Here is a 22,906-nt window from a genome sequence, read left to right on the forward strand (position 1 = left end):
GGGGCGATGTTAGCGCCCATAGGTTACCAGAGCGCCAATTGGGGCTGGTCGAATCGCATTTGACAATTATGGTGCCCAATGATTGATCTCGTTTCGTTCTCCCAGTGCAAAGGCTCTCGATGACGCTCGGTCCGGTCGTGGCAGTGATGGTGGCGGTCGCCGTCGACGGTCCTTATTCCTATCGGGTGCCCGAAGGAAAAGTGGTCGCGCGTGGATCGATCGTCGTCGTACCTCTGGGGCCGCGCCCCACGCTCGGGGTGGTTTGGGGAGAGCCCAAGGACAATTTCGCCCATAACCGGCTCAAGGATATCGAGCACGTCTTTGATGTGCCTTCGCTCTCCGAAGAGCTTTTGAAAACCATCGACTGGGTGGCGCGCTATACGCTGGCCCAGCCCGGAATGGTGCTGCGTGGCGCGTTGCGCAGCCGCGAGGCGCTCGATCCGCCACGCCCACTGATTGCCTACAAGCGCGGCGGGCCCGAACCCGAGAGGATGACGGATGCACGGGCGCGGGTGCTCTCAGTGATGGAGGACGGCTACCCCTGGGCCAAGCCAGCGCTGATTGGTGCCGCAGGCGTTTCGACGGCGGTGGTGGATGGGCTGGTCAAGTCGGGCTGCCTGCAGCAGGTCGAAGTTCCGGCTCCGCCGCCGGTCATGCCGCCCGAGCCCGATTTCGCACCGGCGAAGCTGTCGGAGGCGCAACAGGCCGCGCTCGACCAGATTCGGGCCCATGATAAAGGCGGATTTTCGGTGGCTCTGCTCGACGGGATTACCGGGTCGGGCAAGACCGAGGTGTTTTTCGAGAGCGTGGCCGATATGCTGCGCACCGGAAAGCAGGTGGCAATCATCCTGCCCGAAATCGCCCTGACCCATACCTTCCTCGACCGGTTCGAAAAGCGGTTCGGCCAGCGGGCCGCAGAATGGCACTCGGAAATGACGCCTGTTCAAAGGGCCCGGGTGTGGCGGGGCGTTTTGACGGGCGAGGTCAGGGCGGTGATCGGTGCGCGCTCGGCGCTGTTCTTGCCGTTTCGCGAATTGGGGCTTCTGGTGCTCGATGAAGAGCATGACGGCGCCTTCAAGCAGGCCGACCGGGTCAATTACCATGGCCGCGACATGGCGGTGGTGCGCGCTTCGATGGCCGGGGCGCGGGTCATTTTGTCTTCGGCAACCCCAGCAGTCGAATCACGTAACAATGGGGAGACCGGCCGCTATGCGCATGTGCGGCTCGAAAGCCGGTTTGCCGATGCGGCGCTGCCCGACATCACGGCGCTCGATATGCGGGCCGAAGGACCGGAAAAGGGCCAGTGGATCGCGCCGAAACTGGCGCGGGCGGTGTTCGACGCGCTCGATCGTGGCGAGCAGGCCCTGTTGTTTCTCAACCGGCGTGGCTATGCACCGCTGACTCTGTGCCGGTCATGCGGGCATCAATATCAGTGCCCCGATTGTTCAACCTGGCTGGTCGAGCACCGGTTTCGCGGTGTCCTGATGTGTCACCATTGCGGGCACGAAGAGCGGGCGCCCGAGGTGTGCGGCTCGTGCGGGGCCAGCGATTCGCTTGTCGCGGTGGGTCCGGGGATCGAAAGGCTTGCAGAGGAGGTGGCGGAACGGTTCCCCGGCGCGCGGCCGGTCGTTTTGTCCTCGGACATGGGGTCGATGCGCCAGATCCGGGATCGGTTCGCCGAGATCGCGCGCGGAGAATATGACATCATCATCGGCACGCAATTGGTGGCCAAGGGGCATCATTTCGAAAAACTCAGCCTTGTCGGCGTCATCGACGCCGATCTGGGGCTGGCGCATGGCGATCCGCGGGCGGCGGAAAAGACCTTTCAGATTCTGACCCAGGTCACGGGTCGCGCGGGGCGCGAATCGCGTTCGGGCAAGGCGTTCCTCCAGACCTACCATCCCGACCATCCGGTGATGAAGGCGATGGTAAGCGGAGATCGGGAGGGGTTTTACAATCACGAACTCATGGTTCGGCGGCAGGGTGGCTTGCCACCGTTCGGCCGGCTGGCGGCCCTGATCGTTTCGGGCAATGAGCACACTGAAACGATGGCTTTGGCCAGAGATCTGATGGCCGCGGCGCCGTTGGCAGAGGGGGTCAGGCGGTTCGGGCCGGCCGACGCGCCGGTCGCCATGGTCCGTGGTCGGCACAGGGTGCGTATTCTGGTCCAGAGCCCCAAGGACTTCGATCTGTCGGGCTATGTCCGGTTCTGGCTGGAAACCGGGCCTGCGGCCAAGGGAAATCTGCGCGTTCAGGTCGATATCGATCCCATGAGCTTTTATTGAATGAAGAACTTGTCACGATGCGACATTTGCGACGCCCCAATTTGGCCGTGATGCGCTTGCGTGGCCGGTTTTGGCATGGTAAGGCCACCCCGGAATTCATGGGCATGCCCTTGTTGGCGCTCGCCCTGTCGATCCGAATACATATAGAAAACTATGCCGCCGCCGCCGATTATTGGCGATGACGACGATAAAGGGCGGGGCAAGCAGCGGGGTTACAAGGCTTGAGCGCACCACGATCCGTTCTGTCCAAAATTGCTCGGCCCTATGCGGCAGCGCTTTTTGATCTCGCCCAGGACGGCAAGGTCATCGAGGCGGTCGAAAAGGATCTCGATGCCGTTGCCGGGCTAATCGATTCTTCCGATGATTTTTCGCGGTTTCTGGTGAGCCCGACGATCACCACAGACGTCAAGAGCGCAGCGCTCAGCGCGATCCTCGACAAGGTCAAGCCGGTCGAGCTGGTCGCCAATACGCTGAGGCTGGTGGCCAAAAATGGCCGGCTTTTCGCGCTTGCCGCCATCATTGCCGAGTTCAAGATGCTTGCCGCTGAAGCGCGCAACGAAGTGAGCGCGGAAGTGACTTCCGCCGCGCCTTTGACAAAAGAACAGGAAACTGAACTTGCCGGTGTTCTCAAGGACAAGGTCGGCAAGGACGTTTCCCTTATTACACGTGTCGATGAAAGCCTGATCGGCGGCCTTGTGGTCAAGGTCGGGAGCCAGATGATCGATACCTCCCTCAAGACAAAACTTTCGGCCATGAAGATCGCCATGAAAGGGGTCAGCTAATGGACATCAAAGCTGCGGAAATTTCCGCGATCCTCAAAGACCAGATCAAGGATTTCGGCAAGGAAGCCCAGGTTTCCGAAGTCGGTCAGGTGCTTTCGGTCGGTGACGGTATTGCGCGCGTCTTTGGCCTCGACAAGGTGCAGGCCGGCGAGCTCGTCGAATTCCCCGGCGGCATCAAGGGCATGGCGCTGAACCTGGAAGCCGATAATGTCGGCGTGGTGATCTTCGGGTCTGACCGCGACATCAAGGAAGGCGATACCGTCAAGCGCACCGGTTCGATCGTCGACACCCCGGTGGGCAAGGGTCTTCTGGGTCGCGTTGTCGACGGTCTGGGCAATCCGATCGACGGCAAGGGCCCCATCGAATACACCGAACGTCGCCGCGTTGACGTCAAGGCTCCCGGCATTCTGCCGCGCAAGTCGGTGCATGAGCCGATGTCGACCGGCCTTAAAGCCATCGACGCGTTGATCCCGATCGGCCGTGGCCAACGCGAGCTGGTGATCGGCGACCGTCAGACCGGCAAGACCGCGATCGTTCTCGATACCTTCCTCAATCAGAAGCCCGCCCATCAGGCCGAAGCCTCTGAAAGCGAGAAGCTCTATTGCGTCTATGTCGCCGTCGGCCAGAAGCGCTCGACCGTCGCCCAGTTCGTCAAGATGCTCGAAGACAATGGCGCGCTTGAATATTCGATCGTGGTTGCCGCTACCGCTTCCGATCCGGCGCCGATGCAGTTCCTGGCGCCATTCACCGGCTGTGCGATCGGCGAATTTTTCCGCGACAACGGCATGCATGCGGTGATCGCTTATGACGATCTATCCAAGCAGGCCGTCGCCTATCGTCAGATGTCGCTCCTTTTGCGCCGTCCTCCCGGGCGCGAGGCCTACCCGGGCGACGTTTTCTATCTTCACAGCCGCCTTCTCGAACGCGCTGCCAAGCTCAACGAGAATCACGGCGCTGGCTCGCTGACCGCGCTGCCGATTATTGAAACTCAGGCCAACGACGTGTCGGCTTATATTCCGACCAATGTGATCTCGATCACCGATGGTCAGATCTTCCTTGAAACCAATCTGTTCTTCCAGGGCATTCGCCCGGCCGTGAACGTTGGTCTGTCGGTGTCCCGCGTGGGGTCGTCGGCCCAGATCAAGGCGATGAAGCAGGTTGCCGGTTCCTTGAAGGGCGAGCTTTCCCAGTATCGCGAAATGGCGGCCTTCGCCCAGTTCGGTTCGGATCTCGATGCCGCGACCCAGCGTTTGCTCAACCGTGGCGCACGCCTCACCGAACTTTTGAAGCAGCCGCAGTTTTCGCCGCTCAAGACCGAAGAGCAGGTGGCCGTGATCTTTGCGGGTGCCAATGGCTATCTCGACGATCTGCCGGTGCGTGGCGTTGGAGCCTTCGAGAAGGCGCTTCTTTCGCACATGCGGAGCAAGCATGCCGATGTTCTTGGCGATATCGCCAAGGAAAAGGCTTTGACCGACGGGATCAAAGAGCGCCTGGTTTCGGCTCTCGATGCTTTCAAGAAGACTTACACCGCCTAATTCCGGCGACCCGGCTGGCAAGGAGCTTTCGGCGCAATGCCCTCTTTGAAAGACCTAAAAAACCGGATCAACTCGGTCAAATCGACCCAGAAGATCACCAAGGCCATGCAGATGGTCGCGGCGGCCAAACTCCGCCGCGCCCAGGATGCGGCAGAATCCGCACGTCCCTACGCCGAGCGTATGGAAAAGGTTCTGGCCGGTCTTGGCGCTGCCTATGAAGGCCGTCCCGATGCGCCATTGCTGCTTTCGGGCACGGGCAAGGAGGACGTCCATCTTCTGGTGGTTGCAACCGGCGAGCGGGGCCTGGCCGGTGGCTTTAATTCCTCGATCGCCCGGATGGCCCGCGAGCACGCCACAAAGCTGATCGCCGAAGGCAAGACGGTCAAGATCATGACCGTTGGCAAGAAGGGCGCAGATATTTTGAAGCGCGCTCTTGCCAAGCATATGGGCGAGCAGATTTCCCTGCGGGACGTCAAGCAGCTCGGGTATGGTACGGCTCAGGAGATCGGCTCGAAGATCCTGGCGATGTATGATGCTGGCGAATTCGATGTCGCCACGCTTTTCTACTCGCGGTTCCAGTCGGTCATCTCCCAGGTGCCGACCGCTCAGCAGATCATCCCGGCCGAGTTCGAAAAGGCCGAAGGTGAAGCGCTCAAGGCCGGTTCGGCGATCTACGAATATGAGCCCGATGAAGAGGCTTTGCTCGAAGATCTTCTGCCGCGCAATGTGAGCGTGCAGATTTTCAGGGCCCTGCTCGAGAACAACGCTTCGTTCTTCGGCGCGCAGATGACCGCTATGGACAATGCGACCCGCAATGCCGGTGAGATGATCACAAAGCTTCAGCTGAGCTACAACCGCCAGCGTCAGGCTCAGATCACCAAGGAACTGATCGAAATCATTTCGGGCGCCGAGGCGCTCTAGGGTAGAGTTAAAGTTATCGCGTTCCGCAGGGAAACAAGTGCAGCCCACTTTTCCCCGGAGCGCTCTGGAAAGGACCAAGACCCATGGCAGAGAACAAAACCGGCCGCGTCTCCCAGGTTATGGGCGCCGTTGTGGACGTGACCTTTGATGGTCATCTCCCGGCCATTCTGAACGCGCTTGAAACCGACAACAACGGCAACCGCCTCGTGCTCGAAGTTGCCCAGCACCTCGGTGAAAACGCCGTTCGCACCATCGCCATGGACACGACCGAAGGTCTGGCCCGCGGCGTCGAGGTTCGCGACACGGGCGATGCCATCGAAGTGCCGGTCGGCGACGAAACGCTGGGCCGCATCATGAACGTTATCGGCGAGCCGATCGACGAGGCCGGCCCGGTCAACACGCCCTTAAAGCGTGCCATTCACCAGCCTGCTCCCGATTTCGTCGATCAGGCCACCCAGGCCGAAATTCTGGTCACCGGCATCAAGGTCATCGACCTGCTTGCGCCCTATGCGCGTGGCGGCAAGATCGGCCTGTTCGGCGGCGCCGGCGTGGGCAAGACGGTTCTGATCCAGGAGCTGATCAACAACGTCGCCAAGGCGCACGGCGGCTATTCGGTGTTTGCCGGCGTTGGCGAGCGGACCCGTGAAGGCAACGATCTTTATTACGAAATGATCGAATCGGGCGTGAACAAGGATCCCAAGGAGAACAATGGTTCGACCGAGGGTTCGAAATGCGCGCTGGTCTTCGGCCAGATGAACGAGCCTCCGGGAGCGCGTGCCCGTGTGGCCCTGACCGGCTTGTCGATCGCCGAAGATTTCCGCGACAAGGGTCAGGACGTGCTGTTCTTCGTCGACAACATCTTCCGGTTTACCCAGGCCGGTTCGGAAGTGTCGGCGCTTTTGGGCCGTATTCCTTCCGCTGTGGGCTATCAGCCGACGCTGGGCACCGACATGGGCGCGCTCCAGGAACGCATCACGACGACCAACAAGGGCTCGATCACCTCGGTGCAGGCCGTTTACGTCCCGGCTGACGATTTTACCGATCCCGCACCGGCATCGACCTTTGCCCACCTTGACGCGACGACTTCGCTCAACCGCGCCATTTCGGAAAAGGGCATCTACCCGGCCGTCGATCCGCTCGATTCCAACTCGCGCATGCTCGACCCCAATATCGTTGGCGAAGAGCATTACCGTACGGCGCGTGACGTTCAGGAAATCTTGCAGCGCTACAAGTCGCTCCAGGACATCATCGCCATTCTGGGCATGGACGAGTTGTCCGAAGAGGACAAGCTCACAGTAGCGCGGGCCCGCAAGGTCGAGCGTTTCATGAGCCAGCCCTTCCATGTGGCAGAGCAGTTTACCGGCGCGCCGGGCATTTATGTCGAACTCGAAGACACCATCAAGGCCTTCAAGGGTCTGGTTGCCGGCGAGTACGATCATTTGCCCGAACAGGCCTTCTACATGGTTGGCACCATCGACGATGCCGTCAAGAAGGCCCAGAAGCTGGCCGCCGAAGCCGCCTGATTGTGAGAATGTGATCGTGCGGGCCCGCCAGTCGGCCCGCACATTTTCCGAACGCTTGAAGAACGGACAAAGACATGGCCGAAGGCGTCAAAGTCGAAATCGTATCGCCTGAAGTTCTCGTTTTGAGTGCCGAAGCGCGCTCGGTGATCGTGCCGGGTTCCGAAGGCTATCTGACGGTCATGGGTGATCATGCGCCGCTGATGGCCGTGCTCAAGCCCGGCTTTGTGACGGTGACCGATACAAGCGGAGCCGTTTCGAACTTTTTCGTGGGCGGTGGGTTTGCCGATATCTCCGATGCAGGTGTCACCATTCTCGCGGAAGAAGCCAAGCCGGCCAGTGAATTCGGTCGCACTGAAATCGAAGAGCGCATCTCCGCCGCGCAACAGGAGTTGACCGCCACATCGGATGACGAAGACAAGGGCGAAGCTCAGAACGCGCTCGATACCTGGAAGAACCTCCTGTTGGAAAATGCCGCGCTGAGCGGTGTTGCCCATTAGGTTCGGTTTCCATGCGATCGTGATTGCTCAAGGCGCCGTTTTGGCGCCTTTTTCTTTGCCTTGAGAGTCAAAGTGCGTTGCCTGGGCGCCCTGAGGGTGTGTTGTTGTGCAACCGGGCTCCTGTTGCAGGCCCTAGCCAATGAAGTTTTAGCAATAGACTTCAAATATAGTTGGATGGACGTCCACGAACCCTTTTATGGGCGGACTTGCCGCCAGGGAATAGCGCATTGGGCGCTGAGAGGTGTTTGGGCTCTTGCAGACTGAAACGATGATTTAATCATATGTCCGTAGCTTTGCGTGGATTTCCCAGGAGGGGGAAGCTAGAGGTCCACAAGGAGCAAACGGACATGCGGGGCTTAGCCAGCAGAATTCTGGGTCGTATCCCTATGACCACCACGATCGCCGCGATGGTGGTCACTGCAGTGGTGCTTTCGGTCGGGGCCGTCGTTATCGCGGTCTATGTCAATCTTTCGGCCAACAGCGATGCTGTCGCAAGGTCCAGCCAGCAGTCCAATATCCGGACGGCCGCAACGGTTTTGGGCGGCATGGGCGGTATTCAGGTTGAATGGACCGAGGAGGGGGACGTTGCAAGTATCGGCACCTGGGTCATGCCGCGCTTTTACAACGACGACATTACCGATTCGATCGGCCGCATAAGTGGAGAAACTGCTGCGATCTTTGCCTGGAATGCCGAAACCGAATCCTTTGAACAGGTGACGACCTCGATGGTCGACGGCGATGGCAATCGGATCGTTCAGGACCCGATTCCCGCCAACGGTGAAATTCACACCCAGATTCTCGAGAACGGCGCGCTCTTTACCGAGACCGACGTGAACGGTGAGCACTATTATTCGGTCTACCAGCCGATCACCTATCTGTCGGGGACGGACGTTCTGGGTCTGCTTTATGTGGGCGTCAGCCAGGACGCGATCACTGCCGTTGTAACCGACACTATGAACCTGCTCATGATCGTGGCCGGTATCGCGCTTGCCGTGATGTGCGTTGTTTCGATTTTCGCGTCGCGTCTGATCGCGCGTCCAATTCCGATCCTTTCGGGGGTGATGGGACGCATCGCGCAGAACGAATTTGACGTCGAAGTGCCCTATACCGACCGCAAGAACGAAGTGGGCGATATGGCCCGCGCCGTGGAAGTGTTCCGAGAGAACGGCCAGAAGGTTGCGGCCATGACCGAAGCCGAGGCGGCGCGGATCGTCGCCGACGAGCAGGCACGGCGCGCAATGATGGGCGACCTGCAGGTGGCGTTTGGCAATGTTGTCGATGCTGCAATCGCCGGCGACTTTTCCCAGCGTGTCGAAGCGAGCTTTGCCGATGCCGAACTCAATGGGCTGGCCGGAAGCGTCAACGACCTGGTCTCGACAGTCGACCGCGGATTGCGCGAGACGGCGGGCGTGCTCGGGGCTCTGGCCAATACCGATCTCACCACGCGGGTGATGGGCGAGTATCAGGGCGCCTTCGCCCAGCTCAAATCCGATACCAACGCCGTTGCCGAAAAGCTCTCCGACATCGTTCTGGAGTTGCGCGGCACGTCACGGACACTCAAGACAGCGACCGGGGAAATCCTTTCGGGGGCGAACGACCTTTCCGAACGCACCACCCGTCAGGCGGCCACCATTGAGGAAACCTCGGCGGCCATGGAACAGCTCGCGGCCACCGTCATGGACAATGCCCGCCGGGCGCAGGATGCGTCCCAGACTGCGGCATCGGTCACCAAATCGGCCGAAGAGGGCGGCGAGGTGATGGACGCGGCGACCAGCGCCATGGAACGGATCACCACGTCTTCGGCAAAAGTCTCCGACATCATCAAGATGATCGATGACATTGCCTTCCAGACCAATCTTCTGGCCCTCAATGCATCTGTAGAAGCGGCGCGAGCCGGGGATGCGGGCAAGGGGTTTGCCGTGGTTGCCGTCGAAGTGCGCCGTCTGGCCCAGTCCGCCGCGTCGGCCTCCTCGGAGGTCAAGGCACTGATCGAGCAATCGGCCAACGAGGTCGATGGCGGATCGCGTCTGGTGGCGCAGGCTGCCGAAAAGCTGGTCGCCATGCTCGAGGCGGCGCGGACCAACACCAGCCAGATGCAGCAGATCGCCAATGACAGCCGCGAACAGGCGTCCTCGATCGAGGAGGTCAATGCCGCCGTGCGCCAGATGGACGAGATGACCCAGCACAATGCGGCGCTCGTCGAGGAGACCAATGCGGCCATCGCCCAGACCGAGGAACAGGCCACGGCGCTCGATCGGATCGTCGATATCTTCAAGATCGATCGGACAACTGCCATCGCGCAATCGTCCTCGGGACGAGAAGGCGGCAGTGGATCGGGCGACGCCCGCGCGCTTCAGAGCAAGGTCAAGCAGGCAGCCGGCGCTTATCTGAGCCACGGCAATGCCGCTGTGGATCACGAGTGGAGCGAATTTTGATCCTTGTCCGACCGGGGTTCGTATCAGGGGCGCTTCGGCGCCCCTTTTTCGTTGTCGGAGCCCGGGATCAATCGAGGGCTTGCGCTACCGCGTTTGCGGCGTGAAGGGCGGTCGTGTCGTAAAGAGGCAGGGGGCTGTCATCGTCTGAAATGAGCAGTCCGAGTTCGGTGCAGCCCAGGATGATCGCCTGGGCTCCGCGTGCGCCGAGCCGTTCGATGGCCGCAACATATGTGTCGCGCGAAGCGTCGCTGACGATGCCACGGCAGAGCTCATTGTAGATGATGCCGTCGAGATTGGTCCTGTCGACCTCGGGAACGATTGGCTCGATGCCCCGCTGGCGCAGCCGGTCCTTGTAGAAATCCATTTCCATGGTGAACCGTGTGCCCAGCAGTCCAACCGTTTTCGCCCCGTCTTCGATGAGCGCGTCGGCTGTGGGATCGGCGATATGCAGGAAGGGGATTGTTGTCGCCGCCTGGATGTCTTGCGCCACGATATGCATGGTATTGGTTGCCAGCACGAGCAATTGAGCGCCCGCGGCCTCGAGCCGTCTGGCGGAAGCGGCGAGGCGCTCGCCGGCACCTGCCCAATCGCCCTGGGCCTGGAGCGCTTCGATCTCGGCGAAGTCGAGCGAGTCGATCACAATGGCTGCCGAATGCAGCCCACCCCGTCGCCTTGCGGTCTCGCGGTTGATGAGGGCGTAGTATTGAGCTGTGGACTCCCAGCTCATGCCGCCGATCAGCCCGATCGTCTTCACGTCCGTCGCGCCCGGATCTGGCCCGGTATGTGCGCGAAAGCCTTGTGCACCTCGAGATAGGCCGGACGCTTGAAGGGCACGATGATATCGGCGACCTTGTCGAAATCTTCCCAGCGCCAGGCATCGAATTCGGGATCGATGCCGGGGTTGTCGAGCAGAAGCGTAATCTCGCTTTCCTCGCCCTCGAACAAAAAGGCAAACCATTGCTGGCGCTGGCCGCGATATTTGCCCTTGAGCGCAATCCCCAGGACCTCGTCGGGGAGGTCGTAGTGGATCCAGTCTGGCGCCTGGGCCAGAAGGCGTATCGTGCGGATGCCCGTCTCTTCGTAAAGTTCACGATAGGCTGCGGGCAACGCATCTTCACCGTCATCGATCCCGCCCTGGGGCATCTGCCATGGCGCGTCGACTTCGGAGGTGTCCGGGCCGGGGGTGAGAATGCGCCGGGCCAGGAAAACCTGTCCGCGGTCGTTGAAGAGCGCGATACCGACGCAGTCGCGATAGGGCATTTGCGCACGATTGGGCGCCGTGTTCATTGTGTTGCCTCCATGGAGGAAAGGGCGCTGACCGGAACAAGGAGATACTCTTCCTGATCGAGCGCGTCGGCCCAGTCGGACAGGGTGCGGATCGACACCGGCAGAGCCGAAACGATGCCGATGGCGCTGCCCCGCTCGTCGGCCGCCCTCTTGAGATTGTCGAGTTCGGCAAGGATGGATGCCTGAGAAGGGTTGGTGTCGATAGCGCGGTCCACGCGGGCATAGGGGACGGCGTTCTGGCGGGCCAGTTGCGGCGCGACCGAGCGGTTGGAGCTGCCATCGTCGAGATAGGCCAGGCCGCGCATGCCGAGTTCTTCCATGATTGGCGAGAAATCGGCCGCAGAGGCGGTAAAGCGCGCACCCATATGGTTGATCACCCCGGTATAGCCGGTCATTCGCGTCAGCAGCCAATAGAGCTTTTCGAGGTTGTCGCGGGTCGGTTGTTCGACGAGCAGGGTGTGGGGTCCCGGGTCGTTCTGGGGGTAATCGAACGGCTCGAGTGGAACTTCGAGCATGATTTCATGGCCATCGGCCCGCGCCATATCGGTCAGCGTTTCGAGATTGCTGCCATAGGGTACAAAGGCGAGCGTTACCGTGCCCGGAAGGGCATTGATGGCTTCGCGGGTGGTGGGATCGCTCAACCCGAGCCCGGAGACGACGACAGCAATAAGCTTGCGGCCCCCGGCGGCCTGGGATGAGATCGAGGGGCGGGCATAGGCCTCATAGGGTTTGAGACCTGAACTGCTGACTCTGGGAAGGGGCCCGTTTTCTGTCATCTCGAACAAATCCTGTGCGAGATCGCCTGCCGGCGCTCCGGCCAGGTCCGGCGCGGGCGGCGTTTCGCCCAGCGTGATGATCGATGGACCATTGGTCACGGCAGGCCTTGTGGTTGTCGGCGCAGGGTCGGAGGCGACTTCCTCTGCGACCGGGTTCGGTTCGGGTTCGAGGCTGACGGGGGCATCGGCCACCGGCCTGCCTCCCTGCGGATCATCGACAAGCACGATCCATGCGCCAACACCAAGGCCGGCAAGGACCACAAGAGCCGCACATATGCGGCCCCAGGGCAGTCCCAGCCATCGGCGAGGATGGTCGCGGCGTTTCCGGCCGAGCGGTCTGCTCAACTCGTCAGTCATGATGCGGCTGGTCCCCAAGCTCGCAATGTATGTCCACCGTTCGCAGTGCTGCCCGCACCGCGGGCGTCATCGGGGCCGGCCCGCGAATCGGGCCGGCACAGGGTCAAACCGAGCTATAGCACAGGCTATTGGGATTCAGTCACCTCGGCTTCATCGGTCTGCTGCTGCGCGATGATGGCATCGGGATTGGGCGGGAAGGCCGGGTCCTCGGCCTCACCCAATATGAGATCGATCGCATATTGGAGCTGATTGTCCTCGGAGCGTTCGGCGGGAACGTAAACCGAGGACCCAACGGTTGCCTCTTCTTCCGCCTCGCCTGAAATATGTCCGGCCAGACCGGCTTCGCCGATCAGGAGGTCGCGGCCCTGAAATTCTTCGGGCACGTCCTGGAGCACTTCGATATCGGGCGTGATCCCGAGCGCCTGAATCGATCGGTTGTTGGGCGTGTAGTAGCGGGCCGTGGTCAGCCGCATGGCACCATCAAAGCCCAGCGGAATGATCGATTGCACCGAGCCCTTGCCGAACGAGCGTGTGCCCACCAGCGTTGCGCGACCCTGATCCTGCAGCGCCCCGGCGACGATTTCAGCAGCCGAAGCCGATCCGCCGTTGATGAGCACGATGATCGGCACGTCGGTCAGCATGGCATCGATTTCGTCAGCGCTGGCATCGTAGCGCGAATTCTGGTTGGGGATACGACCGCGGGTCAACACCACCGATCCCTCTGAGAGGAAGGCGTCGGCCACAAACTGTGCCTGGTCGACGAGGCCACCGGGGTTGTTGCGCAGGTCAAGGATGATGCCTTCCGGAGCTTCGCCGTCATTTTCTTCGAAGATCTCCTGGATCGCATCGGTCAGCCCGCTATAGGCCTGGCCCGAGAATCGCGAGAGCCGGATCAGCGGTACATCGCGTTCCATGCTCCAGCGAACGGCTGAGACCGAGATAATGTCGCGCGTGAGGGTCAATTCGATGAGCTGCTCAGCGCCGTCGCGGGAAATCACCACATCGACGTCGGTGCCCACTTCGCCGCGCATCAATTCGACGGCATCGTCGAGCGTCATGCCCATGACCTGCTGGCCGTCGATCTCGACAACGTAATCATTGGCAAGGATGCCGGCGCGCGAGGCGGGGCTGTCGTCATAGGGGGTAACGACCTTGACCACGCCCTCTTCCATGGTCACTTCGATCCCCAGGCCACCGAATGTTCCCGACGTGTCTTCGCGCACGTCGGCAAAACTTTCGGGTGAAAGATAGGCCGAGTGGGGGTCGAGCGAAGTCAGCATGCCCTGAATGGCGGCGCGGATCAGTTCGGTCTCGTCGGGTGCCTCGATATACTCGTCACGAATGCGATCGAGAACCAGACCGAACAGTTCGAGCTGACGATAGAGCTCTTCCTGTTCGAGTTGAGTGTGCTCGGACTGAGCCGTGACCGGCCCTACACTCGCGGCGATCGCCAACATAACGATCAGAGCCCGCTTGAATACCAACGCCATCAGCTCGTTCCACTTTCCTGTTGTGGGGACTGGGCTGTCCACCATCCCTCGGGATCTATGGGAATGCCACCTTCCCTGAGTTCAATATACAGCGCAGGACCCGAAGCTCCAGCACCCGCTTCAAGGTTCGGCGCATTGCCCATGGTCCCAAGGGGGGCGCCCATCCGGACAAAGTCGCCAGGCTCGACCGATATCGAATCAAGTCCTGCCAGAACGACCAGATAATTCTGGCCTGCATTGAGAATGACGATTTGGCCGTAATTGAGGAACGGCCCGGAGTGAACCACCCAGCCATCGGCCGGCGCTGAAACCGAGGCGCCGTCCGCCGTTGCGATCGTCATGCCCTTCGATTGCCCGCCATAACCGTCGGCGGCGCCATAGGTCGTAAGGGTTGTCCCGGCGACGGGCGCGCTGAGATAACCCCTTGCAGATGCTATGGGAACCGCCGGCTCGGTGCGCTCTGTATCGGCAAAGGCGAGCCGGAGCGTTTCGGGATCGAGCGTGGGTACGCGCTGGCCGGAATTGGCCGCCCGCGTGGCTTCATCGGCCGCTGTCATGGCGGTGATGCGGCTCTCCAGCCCCGAGATCAATTGTTCGAGAGATGTCGCCCGGTCGGCCAGAGCCTGGGCTTCGGCCTCCTCGCGCAGCAGATCGTCGCTCAGCCATTCGAGCCCCTGGGACCGGGCTTCGATAATGGTTGCGATGCGCAGGCGCTCCTCATTGAGCGTGGTGAGATTGGCATTGAGCCGCTCAGCCTCGGCGAGCGCGGTCTGTTTGAGCGCGATCAACTCGGTAAGACTTTCGGTGACCGTTTCAGCCCGTTCCTGCAACTGAGGCAATACCGCGCCGAGCAACATGGCCGCGCGGGCCGATCCCAGTGCGTCGGAGGGATCGACGATGATCGCCGGAGGCGGCTGGGCCGAAATGCGCTGCAGGGAGGCCAGAAGATTGGAGATCGAGCGGTCATGGCCGTCAAGGCGGGCGCGGATCGATTGCTCGGAGGCAAAAAGGGCCTCGAGGCGTTCTTCGATCAGCCTGATGTCCTCATCGGCCAGATCGACCCGCTGTCCCGCAGCGATCAACTCGGCACCCAATTGGGTGGCATCGCCGTCAAGTGCCTCGATTTCGGCCCGGATCGCCTCAATGCGCTCTTCGCTGAGATCGATTTCGCCGCGGACACTTTCAAGATCGCCCTGGACCGACTGGGTGGTCTGCTCGAGCTCTTGTGCGGGGACGTCCTCGACGGCGGGGATTTCGCCTTCCTGGGCGTGAGAGGGGGCCGCGGTTTGGACAAGCGCCAGTCCCACGACCGCAAGGACGGCCCGCAAAATGGGCAAAGAAGGCTTAAGGAAAGGTCCCACAGGCAGGCTCAAACCGGCAAACTCCGAATCAGCCCGGACCATAGCAGAGACGGCGCCATCAATCGCCCCGGTGGTAGGGATGGCCGGACAAAATTGTCGTCGTGCGATAGAGCTGTTCGGCCGCCATGATGCGCACGAGCTGGTGCGGCCAGGTCATTGCGGAAAACGAGATCACAAGGTCGGCCGCACCGCGGAGGTCGGCCGCAAGGCCGTCGGCCCCACCGATAACAAGAACGAGTGCCGGTTTGCCCATGTCCCGCCAATCGGCAATGCGGGTCGCAAAGTCGGCGCTGGCAATCGATTTGCCGCGTTCGTCGAGGGCGATGACAACGCTTTTTTCAGGGATGGCGGTGCGAATGGCCCGGGCTTCTTCAGCCTTGCGCGCATCGGCGCTCGAAGCACGGGATTCACCAGGCTCGATGACGGAGAAATCGGCAAGCCCGAGTGGCTTGCCGCTGGCGGTGGCGCGGTCGAGATAACGCGCCACAAGTTCGCGCTCGGGTCCGGCTTTCATTCGCCCGACCGCGACGATCAAAACACGCATGCGAACCGTTTGGCTCTGCTAGTGCGTATCGGTCCCGAAATCCGCAGCCCACATCTTTTCGATGTTGTAGAACTCGCGAACCTCAGGGCGGAAAATGTGCACGATCACATCGGATGCATCGACCAGAACCCAATCGGCGGACGGCAGTCCTTCGATCCGGGGCTTGTCGTGGCCATGTTCCTTGAGCGCCTGGACCAATTGGTCGGCCACCGCTGCGACATGACGGTTGGAGCGTCCCGACGTCACGACCATATGATCGGCGAGTGAGGATTTTCCAGTGATGTCGATGGAGATCGTTTCTTCGGCCTTTGCATCGTCGAGCGACGCGAGGATCAGGTCGAGAACGGGGACCTGGGGAGCGGCCTTGGTTGCGGCATCGCCCGATACCGACTTGCTGGGCGTGGGAGCCATCAAGCGTGGTCCTCCACCCTTTGGGGCATTTTTTGGGTCATCAAGCCTGTTCGGTTTCCTTGTATCAGCTTGTCGATAAACACATGCAACGCGTTATCGGTTGCATGGAACCAATATGCGTGCGCCACGGCGCTTTGCCAAGGGCCAGCATGGTCCAATATCGATCATGGATTAATGTCGTTAATGAGACGGTAACCAAATGTCAGGGCTGCTGATCCTTCGGTGCGCCATTGCGCAACTGGGTCGATGACAATGTGCTCATCAGGCCATGGAGAAACACCCAGGAGGGTGGTGGGGCTGTCGCGAGAAGCGGCGCATCGCTTTCATCGAGACGCGACTGGGCAAATCGCAGCGCGGCTTTCGAGAAAGGAGCGCGGCGGGTGGAGCCGGGCCTGACGTAAACCGCGATCGGGACGAGGGCGAAAATATCCTCCCAGCGCTCCCAGCGATGAAAGCTCGAGAGACTGTCAGCCCCCATAATCCAGACAAAGCGCCGGTCGGCCAGGGTGCGGGTGAGATAATCGAGGGTCTGATATGTGTAGGTAAAGCCGTGCGCGGCCTCAAAGCCAGTGACGCGGATGGCGGGGTGATCGGCAAGCGCGCGCGCCGCTCGGACGCGATCCTGGAGCGGGGCGAGTTCGGTGCGGTCCTTTAAAGGATTGCCCGGCGTCACCAGCCACCAAACGGCATCGAGGCCGAGCCGCTTGAGGCTTTCGCGCGATACGAGGTCATGGCCCTGATGGGGTGGATTGAAACTGCCGCCAAACAGCCCGATGCGCATGCCGGGCGCGGAGGGGGGCAGATCGGTGATGCCGGGAACAACGAGACGGTCGGTCAAGGCCGGGTCTGCCCGGTGCCGCGAACGAGGTATTTAAAGCTCGTCAATTGTTCCACGCCCACCGGACCGCGCGCGTGCATCTTGCCGGTGGCGATGCCGATCTCGCCGCCAAAGCCGAATTCGCCGCCGTCGGCAAACTGGGTCGATGCGTTGTGCATGAGGATCGCCGAATCGATTTCGTTGAAGAATTTTTCGACCGCTCGCCCGTCCTCGGCAATAATCGCCTCGGTGTGGTGTGACGAATAGTGCTCGATATGGGTGATCGCCTCGTCCACATCGCCAACTATTTTTACTGAGATGATCGCGTCCTCATATTCGGTGCGCCAATCGTCTTCGGTGGCAGGGCCGGCCGCTGTAATCATTTCGCGCACGGTCTCGTCGCCGCGAATTTCGCAGCCCCTTTCGATCAGGGCGGCAATTATGGGTTCGAGATGGGTCGCAACGACGTCATTGTGGATCAGCAGGGTCTCGGCGGCGCCGCAGATGCCGGTGCGGCGCATCTTGGCGTTGGCGATCACGCTGACGGCGATGCCCAGATCGGCGCTTTTATCGACATAGACGTGAACAAGGCCCTCGAGATGGGCAAAGACCGGCACGCGGGCTTCGGACTGGACGCGGCTCACAAGGCCCTTGCCGCCGCGCGGCACGATAACGTCGATCGTGCCATCGAGACCCTTGAGCATTTCGCCCACGGCCGCCCTGTCGGTGGTCGGGACGATCTGGATGGCGTCCTCGGGCAGGCCGGCGGATTTGAGACCTTCGAGAAGGCAGGCATGAATGGCGCGCGACGAGTGAAAGCTGTCCGATCCGCCGCGCAGGATCACCGCATTGCCGGCCTTGAGGCACAGCGCGCCGGCGTCGGCTGTCACATTGGGCCGGGATTCGAAAATGACACCGATCACGCCCAGCGGCGTGCGCACGCGGGAGATGTCGAGACCATTGGGGCGCTGCCAGTTGGCGATCACCGTTCCGACCGGATCGGGCAGGTCGGCCACCGTTTCGAGTGCCGAGATGATGCCATCAAGGCGGGCATCGTCGAGCCTCAGGCGGTCGAGAAACGCAGCGCTCATGCCGCCGGACGTCGCCGTTTCGAGATCGGTGGCGTTGGCGGCCAGAATTTTTGCGCGACTGGTGTCAATGGCCCTGGCGGCGCCGCGCAGGGCAGCGGTCTTTTTGTCGCTCGCTGCGTGCGCCAGAATGGAGGCGGCCTTGCGCGCCCGACGGCCGAGGTCGTTCATGGTCGCCTCAAGGGCGTCGGTTTGGGGTGCGGCTGCGCTCAAGATTGCCTCCCGGTTTTCCTTATTGGCTCAAAAGCACGAGATTGTCGCGATGCACAAGTTCGGTGCGTGTCGAGGGACCGAGCATATCCTTGATCATTTCGCTTTTCTTGCCGATCACCAGATCGGCCGAGTCTCGGTCGAGGCCGACCAGGCCACGGGCAACCTCGCGACCTTCAAGATCGTGGATCGCCACGACATCGCCGCGCACGAAATCGCCGCGCAGTTTGACGACACCGATGGGCAACAAGGAGCGCCCCGATTTGAGCGCCCGCACGGCGCCGTCATCGATGGTGATCTGTCCGGTCACTTCGAGCGTTCCCATGATCCAGCGCTTGCGTGCCGCCGTGGTGTTGGTCGCGGGAGCAAAGAGTGTGTGCCGGCCGCCTTCGATAAGAGCGCGCAACGGATGCAGTCGGGTTCCGAGTGCGATGATCATTGCGGTTCCCGCGTTCGCTGTGATCTTGCCTGCACCCAGTTTCGTGGTCATGCCGCCGCGCGAGAGGTGGCTTGCCGCACCACCGGCCATCGCCTCGATCTCGGGGGTGATTTCGGTGACATGGGGGATATGACGCGCATCGGGGTTTTGCGCCGGAGGTGCCGTGTAGAGACCGTCGATATCGGAGAGCAGGACGAGCATATCGGCTTCGATCATCGTGGCGACGCGGGCCGAAAGCCGGTCGTTGTCACCATAGCGGATTTCGAAGGTCGCAACCGAGTCGTTCTCGTTGATGATCGGAACGGCACCCAGCCCCAGAAGGGTGTTGATCGTGGTGCGGGCATTGAGGAAATAGCGCCGCTCCTCGGTGATATTGGGTGTGAGCAGAATCTGGCCCGTGGTGATGTCGTGTGCGTTCAGATGGCTTGCCCAGGCCTGGGACAGGGCAATCTGGCCCGCGCTCGCCGCTGCCTGGCTCTGATCGAGCGGCAGGGCCTTGCCAGGCAGGCCCAGAATGCGGCGGCCCAGGGCGATGGCGCCCGAGGATACGATGACCACGTCGCGCCCTTCGGCCTTGAGTGCGGCAATGTCACTGGCCAGGGCCGAAAGCCATTCGGTGCGCAATTTTCCCGATTTGTCATCGACGAGCAGGGCAGAGCCGATCTTGATGACCAGCCGCCTGTATCCTGCCAATGCGTCTTGCGTATCGAGAGGCTGGGACTGCATCAGGGCACCCATTTGTCCCCGGGCTCGGTCCGCGACGAGCGCGCGTCGTTCTCGGCGTTGTGATCGAGCACGTCCAATACGGCATAGAGCACAGTCTCGACGTTCTTTCCGGTTGCCCCGGAAATGGCCAGCACATCGCCGCCCGATGCCTTTTGCAGCGCGGCCGTGCGCTCGGCAAGCGTTTCATCGTCGAGGGCGTCGATCTTGTTGAGGCAGAGGATCTGTTCCTTGCCGACCAACCCGCCACCATAAGCTTCGAGCTCGCTGCGGATCGTCTCGTAGGCGCCAACCACATCGTCCTGGGTGCCGTCGACCAGATGGATCAGCACGCCGCACCGTTCCACATGGCCCAAAAACCGATCGCCCAGTCCGGCGCCTTCCGAGGCACCCTCGATCAGGCCGGGAATGTCGGCAAGCACGAATTCACGCGCGCCGGCGCGGACCACGCCAAGGCCGGGGTGAAGGGTGGTGAAGGGGTAATCGGCGATCTTTGGTTTGGCGGCCGTAACGGCGGACAGAAACGTGGATTTTCCCGCATTGGGGAGTCCCACCAGGCCGGCATCGGCGATCAGCTTGAGCCGGAGCCATATCCACCGCTCCTCGCCCGGAAGTCCGGGATTGGCACGGCGCGGGGCCTGGTTGGTGGAGGTCTTGAAATGCGCGTTGCCAAAGCCGCCATTGCCCCCTTCGAGCAGGGTCTGGCGCTGCCCGACTTCGGTGAAATCGGCAATCAGGGTTTCCCCGTCTTCTTCAAAGATCTGGGTTCCGACCGGCACTTTGAGCACGATATCGGCGCCATCGGCACCGGTGCGGTCCTGGCCCATGCCATGGTTGCCGGTTCCGGCCTTGAAATGCTGCTGATAGCGATAGTCGATGAGGGTATTGAGGCCATCGACGCACTCGACGAGCACATCACCGCCGCGTCCGCCATTGCCGCCATTGGGGCCGCCAAATTCGACGAATTTCTCGCGCCTGAAGGCGATCGAGCCGGCCCCGCCATTGCCCGAGCGGATATGGACCTTGGCCTGGTCGAGAAATTTCATAGTGTTTCAAGCGCCTTTTCGAAGGCGTCCCGTGTCAGTTCGGTTTCGATATGGTCGATGTCGGTGTTCTGGGCAAGGCAGATTCGCTTGCCGATGCCGGTCCGGACAAAGCCGAGCTTGTTCTGGATGGCAAGCGAGGCTGCATTGAAATGGAAAACCCCCGAGACCAGGCGGTCGGTGCCGGTGGTCGAGAAATACCAGTCTATGACGGCCGCCGTTGCTTCGGTCATATAGCCTTTGCCCCAATAGGGCTGGCCCAGCCAGTATCCGATTTCGGCGTCAGGGCCTTCCTTGTGCATGCCGCAAAAGCCCATCAGGCCATGGCGGGGTTCGCAAATGGCAAAGGTGATCGAATCGGGGGACCACTCCTTTTTCTGGCGCATCAGCCAATCCACTGCCATGTTGATGGTGTAGGGGTAGGGCACGCGCGCCAGGTTCTTGGTGACCTCGAAATTGTTGAGCAGCGATGCAATACGGGGTGCGTCCCGCAGCCGGGGGCGGCGCAGGATCAGGCGTTGGGTCACGATTTCGGGCTGTTCGGCCATGGTCAGGGCGTTCCGAAAGACTTGGTCAGTTCATAGCTCGCAACCGGAACGTCCTTATGCGAACCGCAACCGGAAACCGTTTCGCCGACATACCTGAAATCGAGCTTTTCAAGGACGGCGCGGGAGGCGGCATTTTCGCTTCGGGCTTTGGCCCGCAGCGTTGTGCAATGGCCCGTGCGGCGGGCCGCATCGAGAAGCGCGCCAACGGCCTCAGTCGCATAGCCCCGGCCCCAATAGGGCTCTCCCAGCCAGTATCCGATCTCGGGGTCGGCGCCGGGATCGAGATGCAGGCCCACCATCCCGATCAGCTCATCGTCGGGCAGCGCGATGGCGTAGGCGTGCTCGGCTTCGCTCCGGGCGAAGGTTTCGACAAACGCTTCGGCATCTTGCTGGCTGTAAGGATAGGGCAAGGTGGTCATTGCGTGGATCTTGCGGTTGTCGGCGAGTGTGGCAATGGCTGAAATATCGGCGCGGCAGGGCGCGCGCAGGACAAGGCGTTCGGTCCTTATCCGATCCGGCATTGCACTCCTGAGCGCTTGGGTGTCCATCACTTTGCCCCGGCAACGAAAAAGGGGAGCCATCGACCGGCTCCCCTGATCCATATTCGATCTGGCTGCCGGGGAGAAGGTCTCCGGCAGTTCTCTTTCGAGCGGTCTGCCGATCTATTCAGCAGCCTTGAGTGGCTCGACCGAAACAAAGCTCTTGCCGCCCGACTTGGTGGCGAAGGTCACCTTGCCATCGACGAGGGCGAAGATGGTGTGGTCCTTGCCCAGACCCACATTGGAGCCCGGATGCCACTTGGTGCCGCGCTGGCGCACGATGATGTTGCCGGCGATAACGGCTTCGCCGCCGAACTTCTTGACGCCGAGGCGGCGGCCGGCTGTATCGCGACCGTTGCGGGATGAGCCGCCTGCTTTCTTATGTGCCATGGTTCAAAATCCTCGAATTTGTCTGTGTCGCGATTACTGGTCGGCCTTGGCGCGCGGGGGCTTGCCGGCGATCAGTTCCTTGGCCTGGTCGACCCATTCGTCGCGCTCGATGCGGCCCTTGAAGTCGAGCTCTTCGTCGAACTTGGCGATATCGGCCTTGGTCCACTTGGCGATCTGGGTCAGGCTGGTGATGCCGGCCGAAGCGAGCTTCTTTTCAAGCGCGGGGCCAACGCCGCCGATCAGCTTGATGTCGTCCTTGAAGTCGGCAGCGGGCGCCGCTTCGGTCTTTTCAGCCTTGGCCGGCTTGGCTTCGGCCTTGGCCGGCTTGGCTTCGGCGGCAGGCTTGTCTTCAGCCTTGGCAGTCTCGGCCTTTGCGGCTTTCTTGGCCGCGGCGGCCTTCTTGCCCGAGGGCTTGGCGCCGCCGGTCAGGATTTCCGTGATGCGGACCAGGGTCAGTTCCTGGCGATGGCCGTTCTTGCGGCGATAGCCCTGGCGGCGCTTCTTTTTGAAAACGATGACCTTCTTGTCGCGGAACTGCTCGACGACTTCGCCGGCCACCAGCGCGCCATCAACGAGCGGAGTGCCCAGGGTGACGTCGGCATCGGCGCCAACCATGAGAACGTTTTCGAAGGTGATGGCATCGCCGGCTCCACCAGCGAGCTTTTCGACGCGGACCAGATCATTGGCAGCAACTTTGTACTGCTTGCCACCGGTCTTGATGACTGCAAACATATGTCTTGGCCGGATTTGCACCCGGTTCCCTTGGTTTTCGCACCTTACGGCGCCGCGGATGATGCCCGTTTCCGCGGTCTTTGTGCTGGCCGGAGACCGAAGTTCCGGCGGGCGGCCTGTGGCAGCGTATTTGAACAAAACAAATGGCGCACGGGCAGGACCCATGCGCATTC

At 61.4% G+C, this 22,906-nt stretch carries 23 protein-coding genes; 8 read left to right on the top strand and 15 right to left on the bottom strand.

All coding sequences use genetic code 11. The features are described 5' to 3' along the window. Positions 1-119 precede the first annotated feature (119 nt). From V6617_RS01155 to V6617_RS01190, 8 genes are all read left to right on the top strand, one after another. Entirely contained in the window at positions 120-2,285 is a 2,166-nt protein-coding gene (locus V6617_RS01155) for a primosomal protein N' (protein ID WP_338608538.1), read from the top strand. After that, positions 2,282-2,467: a hypothetical protein gene (locus tag V6617_RS01160; protein WP_264226086.1), complete on the top strand. Its 186-nt coding sequence runs from the start codon at positions 2,282-2,284 to the stop codon at positions 2,465-2,467. The genes V6617_RS01155 and V6617_RS01160 overlap by 4 nt, the downstream gene beginning before the upstream one ends. 39 nt (positions 2,468-2,506) lie before the next feature. Beyond that, positions 2,507-3,067, top strand: a complete 561-nt coding sequence (locus tag V6617_RS01165; protein WP_338608539.1) for a F0F1 ATP synthase subunit delta — start codon at positions 2,507-2,509, stop codon at positions 3,065-3,067. Further along, positions 3,067-4,602, top strand: coding sequence for a F0F1 ATP synthase subunit alpha (gene atpA / locus V6617_RS01170; RefSeq protein WP_338608540.1), 1,536 nt, complete (start codon positions 3,067-3,069; stop codon positions 4,600-4,602). Before V6617_RS01165 ends, atpA begins: the two co-directional genes overlap by 1 nt. Positions 4,603-4,638: 36 nt before the next feature. Next, positions 4,639-5,523, top strand: coding sequence for a F0F1 ATP synthase subunit gamma (locus V6617_RS01175; RefSeq protein WP_338608541.1), 885 nt, complete (start codon positions 4,639-4,641; stop codon positions 5,521-5,523). Between the two features lie 83 nt (positions 5,524-5,606). Beyond that, entirely contained in the window at positions 5,607-7,046 is a 1,440-nt protein-coding gene (atpD, locus tag V6617_RS01180; protein WP_338608542.1) for a F0F1 ATP synthase subunit beta, read from the top strand. Between the two features lie 74 nt (positions 7,047-7,120). Next, positions 7,121-7,543: a F0F1 ATP synthase subunit epsilon gene (locus tag V6617_RS01185; RefSeq protein WP_338608543.1), complete on the top strand. Its 423-nt coding sequence runs from the start codon at positions 7,121-7,123 to the stop codon at positions 7,541-7,543. A gap of 386 nt (positions 7,544-7,929) precedes the next feature. After that, on the top strand, positions 7,930-9,978 hold the full coding sequence (locus V6617_RS01190; RefSeq protein ID WP_338608544.1) for a methyl-accepting chemotaxis protein: 2,049 nt from the start codon (positions 7,930-7,932) through the stop codon (positions 9,976-9,978). 67 nt (positions 9,979-10,045) lie between these two features. Here V6617_RS01190 and V6617_RS01195 read toward each other — a convergent pair whose 3' ends face one another. The 15 genes from V6617_RS01195 to V6617_RS01265 all read right to left on the bottom strand — a co-directional run bounded on the left by V6617_RS01195 (position 10,046) and on the right by V6617_RS01265 (position 22,733). Further along, the gene (locus V6617_RS01195) at positions 10,046-10,732 is read right to left on the bottom strand and encodes an aspartate/glutamate racemase family protein (RefSeq protein WP_338608545.1); all 687 of its coding nucleotides are present in this window, start codon (positions 10,730-10,732) and stop codon (positions 10,046-10,048) included. Further along, positions 10,729-11,265, bottom strand: coding sequence for an RNA pyrophosphohydrolase (locus tag V6617_RS01200; RefSeq protein ID WP_338608546.1), 537 nt, complete (start codon positions 11,263-11,265; stop codon positions 10,729-10,731). The genes V6617_RS01195 and V6617_RS01200 overlap by 4 nt, the downstream gene beginning before the upstream one ends. Continuing rightward, a complete protein-coding gene (locus tag V6617_RS01205) occupies positions 11,262-12,398 on the bottom strand; it encodes a divergent polysaccharide deacetylase family protein (RefSeq protein WP_338608547.1) in 1,137 nt (378 codons plus the stop codon). The genes V6617_RS01200 and V6617_RS01205 overlap by 4 nt, the downstream gene beginning before the upstream one ends. 125 nt (positions 12,399-12,523) lie before the next feature. Continuing rightward, complete coding sequence (locus tag V6617_RS01210) at positions 12,524-13,888, bottom strand: S41 family peptidase (protein ID WP_338608548.1); 1,365 nt, start codon at positions 13,886-13,888, stop codon at positions 12,524-12,526. After that, positions 13,888-15,225, bottom strand: coding sequence for a murein hydrolase activator EnvC family protein (locus tag V6617_RS01215; protein WP_338608549.1), 1,338 nt, complete (start codon positions 15,223-15,225; stop codon positions 13,888-13,890). Before V6617_RS01215 ends, V6617_RS01210 begins: the two co-directional genes overlap by 1 nt. 82 nt (positions 15,226-15,307) lie before the next feature. Then, positions 15,308-15,793, bottom strand: coding sequence for a 23S rRNA (pseudouridine(1915)-N(3))-methyltransferase RlmH (gene rlmH, locus V6617_RS01220; protein WP_338608550.1), 486 nt, complete (start codon positions 15,791-15,793; stop codon positions 15,308-15,310). Positions 15,794-15,811: 18 nt separating this feature from the next. Then, positions 15,812-16,204, bottom strand: a complete 393-nt coding sequence (rsfS, locus tag V6617_RS01225) for a ribosome silencing factor (protein WP_338608551.1) — start codon at positions 16,202-16,204, stop codon at positions 15,812-15,814. Positions 16,205-16,406: 202 nt separating this feature from the next. Beyond that, positions 16,407-17,042, bottom strand: a complete 636-nt coding sequence (locus tag V6617_RS01230) for a nicotinate-nucleotide adenylyltransferase (protein ID WP_338608552.1) — start codon at positions 17,040-17,042, stop codon at positions 16,407-16,409. Further along, complete coding sequence (locus V6617_RS01235; protein ID WP_338610787.1) at positions 17,039-18,280, bottom strand: glutamate-5-semialdehyde dehydrogenase; 1,242 nt, start codon at positions 18,278-18,280, stop codon at positions 17,039-17,041. Before V6617_RS01235 ends, V6617_RS01230 begins: the two co-directional genes overlap by 4 nt. Positions 18,281-18,341: 61 nt before the next feature. After that, complete coding sequence (proB, locus tag V6617_RS01240; RefSeq protein ID WP_338608553.1) at positions 18,342-19,484, bottom strand: glutamate 5-kinase; 1,143 nt, start codon at positions 19,482-19,484, stop codon at positions 18,342-18,344. Beyond that, a complete protein-coding gene (gene obgE / locus V6617_RS01245) occupies positions 19,484-20,527 on the bottom strand; it encodes a GTPase ObgE (protein ID WP_338608554.1) in 1,044 nt (347 codons plus the stop codon). The genes proB and obgE overlap by 1 nt, the downstream gene beginning before the upstream one ends. Further along, a complete protein-coding gene (locus V6617_RS01250) occupies positions 20,524-21,072 on the bottom strand; it encodes a GNAT family N-acetyltransferase (RefSeq protein WP_338608555.1) in 549 nt (182 codons plus the stop codon). The genes obgE and V6617_RS01250 overlap by 4 nt, the downstream gene beginning before the upstream one ends. 2 nt (positions 21,073-21,074) lie before the next feature. Beyond that, on the bottom strand, positions 21,075-21,593 hold the full coding sequence (locus V6617_RS01255; protein WP_338608556.1) for a GNAT family N-acetyltransferase: 519 nt from the start codon (positions 21,591-21,593) through the stop codon (positions 21,075-21,077). Positions 21,594-21,734: 141 nt separating this feature from the next. After that, on the bottom strand, positions 21,735-22,001 hold the full coding sequence (gene rpmA / locus V6617_RS01260; protein WP_338608557.1) for a 50S ribosomal protein L27: 267 nt from the start codon (positions 21,999-22,001) through the stop codon (positions 21,735-21,737). Positions 22,002-22,034: 33 nt separating this feature from the next. Next, positions 22,035-22,733 carry a 50S ribosomal protein L21 gene (locus tag V6617_RS01265; RefSeq protein WP_338608558.1) on the bottom strand — a complete coding sequence of 233 codons (699 nt, stop codon included), beginning with the start codon at positions 22,731-22,733 and terminating at the stop codon, positions 22,035-22,037. Between the last annotated feature and the right edge of the window lie 173 nt (positions 22,734-22,906).

Source organism: Pelagibacterium nitratireducens, assembly GCF_037044555.1.
GTDB lineage: Bacteria > Pseudomonadota > Alphaproteobacteria > Rhizobiales > Devosiaceae > Pelagibacterium > Pelagibacterium nitratireducens.

Bases quoted from the DNA above. Each gene is read 5' to 3' on its own strand.
- rpmA (WP_338608557.1), bottom strand. From the start codon at position 22,001: ATGGCACATAAGAAAGCAGGCGGCTCATCCCGCAACGGTCGCGATACA.
- rsfS (WP_338608551.1), bottom strand. From the start codon at position 16,204: ATGGCTCCCACGCCCAGCAAGTCGGTATCGGGCGATGCCGCAACCAAG.
- V6617_RS01235 (WP_338610787.1), bottom strand. From the start codon at position 18,280: ATGAACGACCTCGGCCGTCGGGCGCGCAAGGCCGCCTCCATTCTGGCG.
- obgE (WP_338608554.1), bottom strand. From the start codon at position 20,527: ATGAAATTTCTCGACCAGGCCAAGGTCCATATCCGCTCGGGCAATGGC.
- V6617_RS01190 (WP_338608544.1), top strand. From the start codon at position 7,930: ATGACCACCACGATCGCCGCGATGGTGGTCACTGCAGTGGTGCTTTCG.
- atpD (WP_338608542.1), top strand. From the start codon at position 5,607: ATGGCAGAGAACAAAACCGGCCGCGTCTCCCAGGTTATGGGCGCCGTT.
- V6617_RS01210 (WP_338608548.1), bottom strand. From the start codon at position 13,888: ATGGCGTTGGTATTCAAGCGGGCTCTGATCGTTATGTTGGCGATCGCC.
- V6617_RS01250 (WP_338608555.1), bottom strand. From the start codon at position 21,072: ATGGCCGAACAGCCCGAAATCGTGACCCAACGCCTGATCCTGCGCCGC.
- V6617_RS01255 (WP_338608556.1), bottom strand. From the start codon at position 21,593: ATGCCGGATCGGATAAGGACCGAACGCCTTGTCCTGCGCGCGCCCTGC.
- V6617_RS01205 (WP_338608547.1), bottom strand. From the start codon at position 12,398: ATGACTGACGAGTTGAGCAGACCGCTCGGCCGGAAACGCCGCGACCAT.
- V6617_RS01175 (WP_338608541.1), top strand. From the start codon at position 4,639: ATGCCCTCTTTGAAAGACCTAAAAAACCGGATCAACTCGGTCAAATCG.
- V6617_RS01265 (WP_338608558.1), bottom strand. From the start codon at position 22,733: ATGTTTGCAGTCATCAAGACCGGTGGCAAGCAGTACAAAGTTGCTGCC.
- rlmH (WP_338608550.1), bottom strand. From the start codon at position 15,793: ATGCGTGTTTTGATCGTCGCGGTCGGGCGAATGAAAGCCGGACCCGAG.
- proB (WP_338608553.1), bottom strand. From the start codon at position 19,484: ATGCAGTCCCAGCCTCTCGATACGCAAGACGCATTGGCAGGATACAGG.
- V6617_RS01185 (WP_338608543.1), top strand. From the start codon at position 7,121: ATGGCCGAAGGCGTCAAAGTCGAAATCGTATCGCCTGAAGTTCTCGTT.
- atpA (WP_338608540.1), top strand. From the start codon at position 3,067: ATGGACATCAAAGCTGCGGAAATTTCCGCGATCCTCAAAGACCAGATC.
- V6617_RS01155 (WP_338608538.1), top strand. From the start codon at position 120: ATGACGCTCGGTCCGGTCGTGGCAGTGATGGTGGCGGTCGCCGTCGAC.
- V6617_RS01200 (WP_338608546.1), bottom strand. From the start codon at position 11,265: ATGAACACGGCGCCCAATCGTGCGCAAATGCCCTATCGCGACTGCGTC.